The following is a 12,468-nucleotide window of genomic DNA, read 5'->3' on the forward strand; positions in this document are numbered from 1 at the left end:
TCTGCTGACGGGTCTCAAGATTCTCGGAACTCGATTTATCTGAATCTTAAATGCGCTGTACTTAAAAGATAAACGCAGTGTACTTAGCGCCGGACCCGCAGCCCCCGGCCCGTCTGCCCGGCCGGTCTGAAGGTTGCGCGCGTGTGACGTTTCTGTGGTGAAGCGCCCCCTAGTGTGAAGGAAGCATTCACGCTGGCAGGAGGTTCCCCCCTTGACGCACCCAGGCCCACCATCCCACCATTCCACCGCCCCGCTGCTGGAGCAGTTGCAGGCGCTGGAAGCCGGGATGTACCACACCCCGGAACGCTCGCACGACCAGATCACGGCCCTCCTGCGCCAGGCCGAGGCGCAGGGCGACCGGGCGGCGCGCGCGCAGGCGCACCTGCTGCTGGCCGGGTGCGCGCTGTACACCGGGGACCTGCCGGAAGTGCTGGTGCAGGTCGGCCACTGCCTGCCGCTGGCCCGTGAACTGGGCGACCGTCAGACCGAGGCCCGCGCCCTGAACGGCCTGGGCCTGGGCCACGACCGCCTCGGGCAGTACGACCGCGCGCTCGAGGCGTACCTGCACAGCCTGCGCATCACGCAGGACATCGGGGACCGCACGGGCAGCTTCCGGGCGCTGAACAACCTCGCCAGCCTGTACAACGACACCGGGAACGTCACGCAGGCCCTGGCCTTCCACCAGCAGGCGCTGGACATCGCAGAGGCGCTGAGCGCCCCGATCATGCGGGCGTCCTCCATGACGCACCTGATCGCCATTCACGACCAGATGCACCGCAGCGCCGAGGTCCTGACCCTTGCCGGGACGCACCTGTCCCTGATCCGCGAGGTCGGCCCGCCCCGCTGGACGTCCACCGTGCAGGAATGCGTGAGCCGCGCCCTGCTCCGCCAGGACCAGCCCGAGGAGGCGCTGCGCGTGGCCCTTGAGGACCTGCGCGCCGTCCGCGCCCGGCAGGACCAGGAGGCCACCTGCCGCCAGGGCATCATGGCCGCGCACGCCCTGCTGCGCCTGAACCGCCTCCAGGAGGCCGAACCGCTGCTGCTCGAGAGCCTTCGCATCAGCCGCGAGGCCGGTACCAGACCCCAGGAGGCGCTGGCCCTCCAGACCCTGACCGACCTGTTCGAACAGCAGGGCCGCCACGCGCAGGCCCTGAGCACCGCCCGCGAGCACTTCGACCTGGAACGCCAGATGCACGCCCGCGAGGTCGACGCCCGCTCGCAACTCCTGACCGCCGAGATCCGCCTGGAACTCCTGAACCGCGAAGCGGAAATCGAGCGGTTACGCAACGTGGAACTCGCGCAGGCCAACCAGGCCCTCCAGGAGACGCAGCAGGTGCTGCTGCACCGCGCCACGCACGACCCCCTGACCGGCGTGGCGAACCGCGCGCACTTTCATCAGGTGACGCACGACACGCTGGCCAGCCTGGAAGCCGGGCAGCACGCCGCGCTGATCTTCATCGACCTGGACCGCTTCAAGCAGGTGAACGACACGCTCGGGCACCCCGCCGGGGACAACCTGCTGCAACAGGTGGCCCGCCGCCTCGGGGAGGCCGTGCGCAGCACCGACCTCGTGGGTCGCATGGGCGGCGACGAGTTCACGGTCCTGCTGCGCCGCGTGGCCGCCCGCGACGACGTGACGCTGGTCGCGCAGAAACTCGCGGACGCCCTGGCCCGCCCGTTCACGCTGGGCGGGCAGCGCGTGAACATCACGGCGTCCGTCGGGTGCGCCGTGGCCCCCACCGACGGCACGGACGCCGGGGCGCTGCAACAGCACGCCGACCTCGCCATGTACCGCGTCAAGCGCAGCGGCGGCAACCAGGTGCTGCACTTCGAGGCCGGGATGGGCGAACCCGGCGACCGGCAGCAACTGGAACGGGATCTGCGCGGCGCCTGCGAACGCGGCGAGATGCGCCTGCACTACCAGGGCCGCTACGACCTGTGCGGCCTGAGACTGGCGGGCTTCGAGGCGCTGGTCCGCTGGGAGCACCCCACCCGCGGTCAGATTCCGCCCGGTCAGTTCATTCCGCTGGCCGAGGACAGCCGCGCCATCCTGAGCATCGGCGAATGGGTGCTGCGCGAGGCGTGCACGCAGGCCGTCCAGTGGGAATTCGAACGGCGCGGGCAGTTCATGTCCGTGAACGTCAGCCCCCTGCAATTCGAACTGCCGGACTTCGTGCAGACCGTCCGCAGCGTGCTGGAACACACCGGCCTGAACGCCCGGCACCTGATCCTGGAAGTCACGGAAAGTCTGGTCATGCACGACCTGGAACGCGCGCAGACGCACGTGCGGGACCTCAAGGCGCTGGGCGTGCAGATCGCCATCGACGATTTCGGCACCGGGTACAGCAGCCTGAGCATGCTGCAGGCGCTGCCGTTCGACCAGTTGAAGATTGACCGGTCGTTCACGAACGCCCTGACCGGCCCACGCGCCCCCCGGGTCACGGCCCTGATGACCGCCATGATTCAGCTGGCGCAGACGCTCGACATGACCGTGACCGTCGAGGGCATCGAAACCGAGGAGCAGCGGCAGGTCCTGACCGGCCTGGGCTGCGACCACGCGCAGGGATTCCTGCTGGCCCGCCCGCTGCCCGGCGAGCAGGCAGGCGCCCTCGTGCACGGCAGCGACCAGACCAGTCCAGGGCAGACCAGCCCAGAGCAGGCCAGTCCAGGGCAGGCCAGTCCAGGGCAGGCCAGTCCAGGGCCGGTTACCCCGGACGCCAGCCCAACTCCCAGCTGACCCCGTCGGCCGCGTCCCGCAGTGAACGCAGCGCCGGGTCCCGCTGACGCAACCCGGCCGTGGGCAGACTGACCCCCAGCGCCGCCAGCACCGCGCCGTCCGCCCCGCGCACCGGCACGGCCAGCCCGGCCGTTCCGGCCGCCCACTCGTCCGCCGTGACCGCGTACCCCTGCGCGCGGATCGCGGCGGCCTGCGCGTCCCAGGTGCCCGCGTCCGCGACGGTTCCCGGCATGAACACCGCCGCCCGCCCCGGCAGGGCCCGCCCCGCCAGCGCCAGCAGCAGCTTCCCGCTGGCAGTCGCGTGCGCCGGCAGCTCGAAATCCAGTTCGCCCGCCACCGGCGGCCCGTCCCGGCCCTGCACGCTGCGCGCAATGCACAACACCCGCCCGGACCCGGCGTCCAGCACGCACAGGAACGCCAGACGGTGCGTGGCCCGCGCCACCCGCTCCATTGCCGCGTGCGCCGGGCCGTACCACGGCAGGCTGCCGTACAGCGCACTGGAGAGTTTCAGCAGCCGCCACCCCAGCCGGTACCGGCCCCGACCCACCCGCATCAGCAGGCCCGTCTCGCACAGCGCGGTCAGCTGCTCGTGCAGGGTGCTCGTCGGCACGCCCAGCTGCCGCGACAGGTCCGACAGTCGCCACTCGGCGTGATCCGCGTCGAACGCCGTCAGGACATCCACCGCGCCGGACAGCAGGGAAGGGGAGGAGGCCACGGGCGCAGGATGGCACGATTCCGGCAGGACCGGAAAGTTATCGCGGGGAGCTACAGCTTCAGTCCCGAGATCACCTCCGCCACGCGCGTCACACCGTCCTCCGCGCGGATGCGGGCGCCCAGGGTCGCCGCCCGTTCCTTCATGCCGGGATCGGTCACGGCGCGCGTCAGGGCCTCCGCCAGCGTGCGCTCGTTCAGGGCGCGGCGCGGCACCGGGGCGGGTCCCACGCCCAGCCGCTGCACGCGGTCCCCCCAGAACGGCTGATCCCCGAAGAACGGCACGATCACGTTCGGCACGCCCGCCGCGAGGCCCGCCGCCGTCGTGCCCGCCCCACCGTGATGCACGGTCGCCGCCATGCGCGGGAACAGCCAGTCGTGCGGGACGCTGTCCGTCACGAACACCGAGTCCGGCACGTCGGCGGCGCTCAGTCCACCCCAGCCGCTCAGGAGGACCGCCCGCTGCCCGCTGCGCTCCAGGGCCGCCACGACCGCGCGGGTGGTCGCCTGCGGGTCCGGCGTGGTCATGCTCCCGAAGCCGATGGACACTGGCGGCGGCCCGGCGGCCAGGAACGCCTCCAGCGCGGGTGGCGGCGTCCAGGCCTCCTGCGGGAGGAACCAGTAGCCGGTCAGGTGCTGCGCGGCGTCCCAGTCGGCGGGGCGGGGCAGGACCGCCGGGCTGATGCCGTGCAGGGTCGGCAGGGGCCGCAGCGGGCGCGGGCCGAGCAGCGGGGCGGGGGAGAGGCCCAGCACCTCGCGCCGCGCGCGTGAATCCGCCGAGCGGAACATCTGCCACATCACCTGCCGCGTCAGGACGTGCGACAGGAGGTTCGCCCAGCCGCCCAGCCGCGCGGTGGCCGGCGGGAAGATCGCGCCCGGAAACGCCCGCGTGGGATGGAACGGCACCACGTGCGCCTCCACGAGCGGCATGCCCAGCTTCTCCGAGAGGGCCTGCGCGACGTTCATCCCGCCGATGCCCGCCACGAGCAGATCGGCGTCCCGCGCGGCCACGAGGCCGTCCTCGGCCCACAGCAGCGCCCCCTGCTGCGTGGCGCGCGCGGACACCCGGTTGATCGCCAGCATGTTCCCGCCCGCCAGCGCGGCGCGCATCTCGGGGCTGTTTACGACCTCCTGCACGTCCCCGCGCATCGGGGCGAACTCCAGCCCCGCACCCGTCACGAGCGTGCGGAACGCCTCGTGCGAGGCGAGGCGAACCGCGTGCCCCGCCCGGCGCAGTCCCAGCCCCAGCGCCACGTACGGCTGCACGTCCCCGCGCGACCCCAGCGCGATCAGCGTGACCCTCACGCGCGTCCCGCCGCCACCAGCGCCAGCAGCACGTCCGCCACGCGTGCCGCCGTCACCTGCGGGTCGGGGAGAGGGTCGCCCGACAGCGCGCCCTGCACGCTGTGGCCCAGCACCAGCGTCAGGCCGGTACGCAGCAGCTCGCCGGTGTCCACGCCGCGCAGTTCGGGCCGCGCGGCGAGTGCCTGCGCGCCCAGGTCCGCCGTCCCGGTCAGACCGTCGGCGAACGCGCGGCCCAGGTCGCGGCGGATCAGGCCCTCGGACAGGATCACGCGCAGCAGCCCCGCCTCGTCCTGCGCCAGCGCCGCCAGGGGCGCGGCCAGGAACGCCCGCAGGAAATCCCGCAGGTTCAGGGCCGCCAGCGCCGCCGGATCGAGCGACGCGCGCGCCTGCTCCCCCAGGGCGCCGAACAGGCCCAGCAGCAGGTCATCCTTGCCCCGGAAGTGGTGGTAGAGGGTGCCCTCGGCCAGTCCCGCCTGCCGCGCGACGGCGCGCATGGTCGTGCGGTGGAAGCCGTCCTGCGCGAAGCAGACCTGCGCCGCGCCGAGGATGATCGCCCGCCGCTGGGGATCGTCCGCCGGACGGGGCGAGGTCCGCTTCGTCCGTTCATTCCTATCTGAATGAGTGCTCACTCATTCATGATGTCGTATGCGCCCCTCGGCGGCAAGAGGGGAGGATCACTTTCCGGTCAGGCCGGAAAACTCGATTGCGGATGGCAGAAGGCAGATGGAAGATGGCGGCACAGACACGGGCTACGAATTCTGAGCTACGGGCTCTGAGGAAATCTGCCGGAGCGGAGGCGACTGCCCCTGCACGCCTCACAGCTCACAGCCCCCACCGCCCCTCGGAGGACTTCCCATGACCCAGCCCACCACCGAACCCGCCCCCGTCATCCGCGCCCCATGCGGCCCCCAGAAGACCGCCAAAGGGTGGGTGCAGGAGGCGGCCAAGCGCATGCTGATGAACAACCTCGACCCGGAGGTCGCCGAGCACCCCGACACCCTGGTCGTGTACGGCGGGCGCGGCAAGGCGGCGCGCAACTGGGAGGCCTTCCATCGGATCGTGGAGACGCTCGACCGGCTGGAGGACGACGAGACGTTGCTGATCCAGTCCGGCAAGCCCGTCGCGGTCCTGCGCACCCACGAGTGGGCGCCGCGCGTGCTGCTCGCCAACAGCAACCTCGTGCCGCACTGGGCGAACTGGGAGACCTTCGACCGGCTCGATCAGGCGGGCCTGATGATGTACGGCCAGATGACCGCCGGCAGCTGGATCTACATCGGCACGCAGGGCATCCTCCAGGGCACCTACGAGACCTTCGCCGGAGCGGCCCGTAAGCACTTCGGCGGCAGCCTGACGGGAACCATCACCGTCACCGCCGGGCTGGGCGGCATGGGCGGCGCGCAACCGCTGGCCGTGAAACTCGCCGGGGGCGTCAGCATCAACATCGAGATCGACCCCACGCGCATCCAGAAACGCCTCGACACCCGCTACCTCGACGAGGTCGCCACCAGCCTGGAGGACGCCATCACCCGAGCTGAGAAGTACAAGGCCGAGGGGGTCGCCCGGTCCATCGGCGTGCAGGGCAACGCCGCTAACCTCGTCCCGCAGCTCGTGACGATGAACTGGACCCCGGACCTCATCACCGATCAGACGAGCGCACACGACCCGATGTGGGGCTACCTCCCGCCGGTCAGCGCCGACGAGGACGCCAGCCGCCTGCGCGCCGACCACCCCGAAGAGTACAAACGCCGCGCCTACGAGGCGATGGCCGCGCACGTCCGCGCGATCCTCGAACTCCAGAAACGCGGCGCGGTCGCGTTCGACTACGGCAACAACCTCCGCCACCGCGCGCAGGAAGCGGGCGTGGAGAACGCCTTCGACTACCCCGGTTTCGTGCCCGCGTTCATCCGCGACTCCTTCTGCGAGGGGCGCGGCCCCTTCCGCTGGGTGGCCCTGTCCGGCGACCCCGAGGACATCCGCGCCACCGACCGCGCGCTGCTGGACCTCTTCCCCAACGACGAACGCCTGCAATCCTGGCTGACGTACGCCGCCGACCAGATCGCCTTCCAGGGCCTCCCCGCCCGCATCTGCTGGCTCGGGTACCGGGAACGCGACCAGGCCGCGAAACTCTTCAACGAGATGGTCGCCGACGGCCGCCTGAAAGCCCCCATCGTCATCGGCCGCGACCACCTCGACGCCGGAAGTGTCGCCAGCCCCTACCGCGAAACGGAAGCCATGCTCGACGGCAGCGACGCCGTCAGCGACTGGCCCCTCCTGAACTTCGGCCTCGGCATCGCCAGTGGGGCCAGCTGGATGAGCTTCCACCACGGCGGCGGCGTCGGCCTGGGCTTTTCGCAGCACAGCGGCCTCGTCATCGTCGCCGACGGCACCGAGCAGGCCGCGCAGAAACTGTCCCGCGCCCTGACCAACGACCCCGGCATGGGCGTCATCCGCCACGCCGACGCTGGCTACGACCACGCCCTGAACGTCGCCCGCGAACGCGGCCTCGACCTCCCCAGCCTCGGCATACAGTCCAGGGAATGAACACTCCTGCCCCCCGCTCAGGCCTGCTCCGGCAAGCCATTGCCACGACCCTGACCCTCGGCGTGCTGGCCCACGCGCAGACCGACACGCCCCCCACCCCTCCCGCCTACCCGGTGACACTGATCGGCGGCCGGGTAGTCTCCGTCAGCGCCCCGGCCCCTGACCCTCACCCGGACGGCGGGTGGATGGAATGGAAACTCGATCAACGCCAGCCCAGCCTGGACGGCCGGTTTCACGCGCTGCTGTTCCGGCAGTCCTCCAACAACCCCAAACACGACCCCATCACCGTCCATCTCGTGAAACCGGACGGACGTGTTCTGCCGCTCAAGAACGGTGACGTGTTCGACGTGACCTGGATGCCCGACGGGCAGTACCTGCTGGGACGCGGCAACAATACCCTGCGCCTGTGGAACACCAGCGGCGGCCTGCGGACCCGCGTCCTACCGGGCATGGAGGCGCTGGACGTGAAACCGGGCGTGGTATGCGTCGCGACCCTTCCCGCCGGGAACACGGTGGGACTGATCGTGCAGCGGTTCCACGTTCCGTCGCTCCGCCCCCTCGGTGAGTACACCATCACGGGTGTTCCGACCAACCGGAGGTTCTGCCGATGACCCAGCCCACCCACCTGCCCTACGGCGGGATTGCCACCTTCGCCCGCGCGCCGATGGTTCAGCCCGAGGGGGACTGGACGGCGGACGTGGCGGTGCTGGGCATTCCCTTCGACATCGCACTGGGATTCCGCCCCGGCGCACGCTTCGCTCCCCGTGCCCTGCGGGAGGCCAGCCTGCGGAGCGTGCCGCCCTTCACGGGACTGGACGGCGTGACGAGGCTGGCGGGCGTGACCTTCGCGGACGCGGGGGACGTGGTGCTGCCCAGCCTGGAGCCGGAACTGGCGCGGCAGCGGATCACGGAGGCGGCGGAACTCGTGCGGGATCGGTGCAGCGTGCCCGTGTTCCTGGGCGGCGATCACAGCGTCACGTACCCGATCCTGCGGGCGTTTGCGGGCGTGCCCGACCTGCACGTGGTGCAGCTGGACGCGCACCTGGACTTCACGCACACGCGGAACGACACCCGCTACAGCAACAGCAGCCCCTTCCGCCGCGCGTGCGAGGACCTGCCCAACCTCGTGCACATCACGACGGTCGGCCTGCGCGGCCTGCGTTTCGACCCGGAAGCAGTGGCAGCCGCCCGAGCCCGTGGGCACGCCCTGATCCCCATGACGGACGTGATGGGCGACCTGACGCGCGTGCTGGAGCGGCTGCCGCGCGGGAAGAACGTGTACCTCAGCGTGGACGTGGACGGCTTCGACCCCAGCGTCATTCCCGGCACGAGCAGCCCCGAACCGGACGGCCTGACCTACGCGCAGGGCATGAGCATCCTGGCGGAAGCCGCCCGGCACAACACCATCGTGGGCCTGGACGTGGTGGAACTCGCCCCGAACCTCGACCCCACCAGCCGCAGCGAACTCCTGACGGCGCGACTGATCATGGAGACGCTGTGCGGGGCGCAGGAATCTGGAATCTTCAGGTCATGACCAGACCCCGTACCGTACTGCCACCCGTCGAATCGCGCCTGACCGGAGCAGCGCACCCGCGCAACCAGCTCAAACGCCAGCTGAAGAAGGAACTGGCGACACTCACGGCCCCCGACACCGCCGCCATGCGACCGAGCCTCTGGCTGTCGGTCACCGCCGCGCCGTTCGTGCTGCACGTCGCCGTGCGCGACGACACCACCCTCGAAGACGTGGACGCCTTCCTGCGGGAAGTCTGGATGGAATGCTGCGGGCACCTGAGCCTGTTCGAGTTCCGTCAGAAGAACGAACGGTCCGTCCTGTACCTCGCAGACCCGGAAGAGGAAGAGGATGAATTCGAGTTGCGGGATGCGTATTTCCCGGACATGACCGATGAAGAGTGGCTGAAGATGAACGTGCAGGTGAGGGCCAATGCGCCCCTTCAGAAACCCCTGACCGTGACCGTCCGGGAGGCCATGGACGGCGTGCCGGACCTGCGGTACGAGTACGACATGGGCACCACCACCCGCTGCGTGCTGAAGGTCGAGGCGGAACTGACCCTGCCCTGGCCGGAAGGCAGGACCGTGCGGCTCCTGGCCCGCAATGCCCGCCCCGACTGGGTATGCCGCGAGTGCGGCGAGGCCGCCACCAAACTGTGCATCATGGGCGAATGCTGGGACGACGGGTACGCCAAGTTCTGCGCGAAACACGCCCGAACCCACTCACGCAAGGTCCACCCGCGCGAGGGTGGGGACTCGTGGATGATCGCGCCCCTCTCCAACTCCCCACGTGATCCCTGCTGCGGGTACTTCGAGCATCCAGGCAGTGAGAAGGAATACGTGTGGTGACCCAAACCCTGTTCACGAACATCAGCCAGCTCGTGACGCCTGCCCCTGGTGTGCAGCGCGGCGCGGCCATGCGCGACCTGACCGTGATTCCCGATGCGGCAATACTGGTGTCGGGCGGCGTGATCCGCTGGGTCGGCCCACGCGCCGAGGCTCCCGGCACCGCGCAGGAGCATGACCTGGGCGGTGTGGCCGTCGTGCCCGGCCTGACCGACCCGCACACACACGCCGTGTGGGCCGGGGATCGCCTCGCGGACTTCGAGGCTCGCGTGCAGGGCGTCCCGTACGAGGAGATTCTGGCGCGCGGCGGCGGCATCCGCTCCTCCATGCGGGCGACAGGGGCGGCCAGTGTAGACGAACTCGTGGCCCTCGCCCGGCCCCGACTGGAGGCGCTGCGTTCATCCGGCGCGACGACGGTGGAGGTCAAGAGCGGGTACGGAATGGACTTCGACGCCGAACTGCGGATGCTCCAGGCTATCCGCGCCCTCCAGGCGGAATTTCAGCTCGTGCCGACCCTGCTGATTCACGTGCCGCCCACCGAGGGCCGCGCGGAGTACGTGCAGGCTGTCTGCCACGACCTCATCCCTACTGTTGCGCGCGACGGGATGGCGACGGCGGTGGACGTCTTCACCGAGCGCGAGGCGTTCACGGTGGACGAAACCCGCGCGATCCTTCAGGCTGCGAAAACACATGGCCTTCAGACGAAGCTGCACGCCGATCAGTTCCACGCCATCGGCGGCACGGAACTCGCGTGCGAACTGGGTGCCCTGAGCGTGGATCACCTGGAAGCGAGCGGCCCCGCACAGATCGCCGCGCTGGCCGCGTCGAACACCGTGGCGACCATCCTGCCCGGCGTGACCCTGCACCTGGGTCTGCCTGCCGCGCCGGGCCGCGCCCTGATCGACGCGGGCGCGGCGGTCGCCGTGGGCACCGACCTGAACCCCGGCTCGTCCCCCGTGTTCAGCACGCAACTCGCGCTGGCGCTGGCAGTGCGTCTGTGCCGCCTCACGCCCGCCGAGGCGCTGACCTCCAGCACCGTGAACGCCGCCGCCGCCCTGGGCCTGAGCGACCGGGGAGCTCTCGCGCCCGGCCAGCGCGCCGACTTCCTTGCCCTGCACAGCCCCGACTGGCGCGACCTGCCCTACACCCTCGGCGCGAACCCCATCCGGAACGTGTTCGTCGGCGGCACGCGGCTCTGAGTCGTTTCCATCACCCATCCACCATCACCCATCAACCCTCCGAAGGAGCCCTCTGTGATTCTCGATCAACACCTGTCCCTGTCTGATTTTCTGTCTGTCGTGCGTGGCGGCGAGCCCGTTCAGCTGTCCGAGGCGGCGCGTGGGCGCGTCCTGCGGGCGCGGGCGGTGATCGAGCGGATCGTGGACGGGCAGGCGGCGGTGTACGGCGTGAACACGGGTTTCGGGAAGTTCGCGTCGGTGCAGGTGCCGCGTGAGGGGCTGGAGGAGTTGCAGCTGAACCTGATCCTGTCGCATGCGATCGGGGTGGGGGAGAACCTGCCGGGCGAGGTGGTGCGCGGCATGCTGCTGTTGCGGGCGCAGTCGCTGGCGCTGGGGCATTCGGGGGTGCGGCCCGAGGTGGTGGAGTTGCTGCTGGCCCTGCTGAATGCGGGGGCGCACCCGGTCATTCCGGCGCAGGGGAGCGTGGGCGCGTCGGGGGATCTGGCGCCGCTGGCGCACCTGGCGCTGGCGCTGATCGGGCACGGTGAGATCGAGTACCTGGGCGAGGTACGCGCCAGTGCGGACGTGCTGGCCGAGCTGGGCCTGACCCCGCTGACGTTGCAGGCGAAGGAGGGGCTGGCGCTCATCAACGGCACGCAGCTGATGGGCAGCCTGCTGGCGCTGGCGGTCGCGGACGCCCGCACCCTGCTGGGCACGGCGAACCTCGCGGCGGCCATGACGGTCGAGGCGATGTACGGCTCGCACCGGCCCTTCCAGCCGGACGTGGTGGGCCTGCGCCCCCACCCCGGCGCGGTCGCGGTGGCCGAGGAACTGCGGTTCTTCCTGCGGGACTCGCAGATTGCCCCGTCGCATCTGGTCGGGGACGGGAAGGTGCAGGACGCGTACTCGCTGCGCGCCGCGCCACAGGTGCACGGCGCCAGCCTGGACGCCCTGGCGCACGCCGAGCGGGTGCTGGCGGTCGAGTTCGCGTCCGTGACGGACAACCCCCTGATCTTCCCCGACACCGGCGACGTCGTCAGCGGCGGGAACTTCCACGGGCAGCCGCTCGCCGTGACCATCGACGCGCTCAAGGTCGCCGTGGCGGAACTCGGCAGCATCAGCGAGCGCCGCTGCGAGCAGCTCCTGAACCCCTCACTGTCGGGCCTGCCGGGCTTCCTGACACCGCAGGGCGGCCTGAACAGCGGCTTCATGATCGCGCAGTACACGGCCGCAGCGCTCGTCAGCGAGAACAAGGTCCTCGCGCACCCCGCCAGCGTGGACACCATCCCCACCAGTGCCAACCAGGAAGACCACGTCAGCATGGGCGCACACGGCGCGCGGCAGCTGCGGGCCATCCTGGAGAACGTCCAGAACGTCATCGGGATCGAACTGCTGTGCGCCGCGCAGGCCCTCGACTTCCAGACCCTCCACGCCGGACGGGGCGCGCAGTCCGCGTGGGAGCACATCCGCGCGCACATCCCCAACATGACCCGCGACCGCTACTACCGTCCCGACCTCCTGAGGATCGTGGAGATGGTCCGCAGCGGTGAACTGCTCCGCGTGGCACGGGAAGTTTGAGGGTCTACAGGTCGGAGCGTCGAAGAGTCTGAGGGTCGACGTGCATCTGGCTTGGACACTTAG

General features: G+C 70.6%; 10 protein-coding genes. 7 read left to right on the top strand and 3 right to left on the bottom strand.

Translation table 11 applies throughout. The annotated features are described in order from the left end of the window. Window positions 1–211: 211 nt before the first annotated feature. Window positions 212–2,737 (top strand): EAL domain-containing protein, encoded by a 2,526-nt coding sequence (locus IEY70_RS00005; protein ID WP_189062942.1) that lies wholly within the window; start codon window positions 212–214, stop codon window positions 2,735–2,737. Here IEY70_RS00005 and IEY70_RS00010 read toward each other — a convergent pair. The 3 genes from IEY70_RS00010 to IEY70_RS00020 are packed head-to-tail and all read right to left on the bottom strand — an operon-like array spanning window position 2,706 to window position 5,382. Next, window positions 2,706–3,452: an IclR family transcriptional regulator gene (locus IEY70_RS00010; RefSeq protein ID WP_189062943.1), complete on the bottom strand. Its 747-nt coding sequence runs from the start codon at window positions 3,450–3,452 to the stop codon at window positions 2,706–2,708. The two genes, IEY70_RS00005 and IEY70_RS00010, sit on opposite strands and share 32 nt — an antisense overlap. Before the next feature lie 50 nt (window positions 3,453–3,502). After that, the gene (locus IEY70_RS00015) at window positions 3,503–4,753 is read right to left on the bottom strand and encodes a glycosyltransferase (protein ID WP_189062944.1); all 1,251 of its coding nucleotides are present in this window, start codon (window positions 4,751–4,753) and stop codon (window positions 3,503–3,505) included. After that, window positions 4,750–5,382: a TetR/AcrR family transcriptional regulator gene (locus IEY70_RS00020; RefSeq protein ID WP_189062945.1), complete on the bottom strand. Its 633-nt coding sequence runs from the start codon at window positions 5,380–5,382 to the stop codon at window positions 4,750–4,752. Before IEY70_RS00020 ends, IEY70_RS00015 begins: the two co-directional genes overlap by 4 nt. A 226-nt stretch (window positions 5,383–5,608) precedes the next feature. Between IEY70_RS00020 and hutU the strand changes: the two genes are divergently transcribed. Genes hutU through hutH form a run of 6 tightly spaced genes read left to right on the top strand, consistent with a single transcriptional unit; the run spans window position 5,609 to window position 12,405 of the window. Next, on the top strand, window positions 5,609–7,294 hold the full coding sequence (gene hutU / locus IEY70_RS00025; RefSeq protein WP_189062946.1) for a urocanate hydratase: 1,686 nt from the start codon (window positions 5,609–5,611) through the stop codon (window positions 7,292–7,294). Further along, a complete protein-coding gene (locus IEY70_RS00030) occupies window positions 7,291–7,905 on the top strand; it encodes a hypothetical protein (RefSeq protein ID WP_189062947.1) in 615 nt (204 codons plus the stop codon). The genes hutU and IEY70_RS00030 overlap by 4 nt, the downstream gene beginning before the upstream one ends. After that, window positions 7,902–8,828, top strand: a complete 927-nt coding sequence (locus IEY70_RS00035) for an arginase family protein (RefSeq protein ID WP_189062948.1) — start codon at window positions 7,902–7,904, stop codon at window positions 8,826–8,828. The genes IEY70_RS00030 and IEY70_RS00035 overlap by 4 nt, the downstream gene beginning before the upstream one ends. Next, window positions 8,825–9,652, top strand: a complete 828-nt coding sequence (locus IEY70_RS00040) for a hypothetical protein (protein ID WP_189062949.1) — start codon at window positions 8,825–8,827, stop codon at window positions 9,650–9,652. The genes IEY70_RS00035 and IEY70_RS00040 overlap by 4 nt, the downstream gene beginning before the upstream one ends. Further along, window positions 9,649–10,848 carry an imidazolonepropionase gene (gene hutI, locus IEY70_RS00045; protein WP_189062950.1) on the top strand — a complete coding sequence of 400 codons (1,200 nt, stop codon included), beginning with the start codon at window positions 9,649–9,651 and terminating at the stop codon, window positions 10,846–10,848. Before IEY70_RS00040 ends, hutI begins: the two co-directional genes overlap by 4 nt. Window positions 10,849–10,902: 54 nt before the next feature. Beyond that, window positions 10,903–12,405: a histidine ammonia-lyase gene (gene hutH, locus IEY70_RS00050; RefSeq protein WP_189062951.1), complete on the top strand. Its 1,503-nt coding sequence runs from the start codon at window positions 10,903–10,905 to the stop codon at window positions 12,403–12,405. The last annotated feature ends 63 nt before the right edge of the window (window positions 12,406–12,468 follow it).

The organism is Deinococcus seoulensis, from assembly GCF_014648115.1.
Classification (GTDB): Bacteria; Deinococcota; Deinococci; order Deinococcales; family Deinococcaceae; genus Deinococcus; species Deinococcus seoulensis.

Coding starts and splice junctions, on each gene's coding strand:
- hutU (WP_189062946.1), top strand. CDS start 5,609: ATGACCCAGCCCACCACCGAACCCGCCCCCGTCATCCGCGCCCCATGC.
- IEY70_RS00030 (WP_189062947.1), top strand. CDS start 7,291: ATGAACACTCCTGCCCCCCGCTCAGGCCTGCTCCGGCAAGCCATTGCC.
- IEY70_RS00035 (WP_189062948.1), top strand. CDS start 7,902: ATGACCCAGCCCACCCACCTGCCCTACGGCGGGATTGCCACCTTCGCC.
- IEY70_RS00040 (WP_189062949.1), top strand. CDS start 8,825: ATGACCAGACCCCGTACCGTACTGCCACCCGTCGAATCGCGCCTGACC.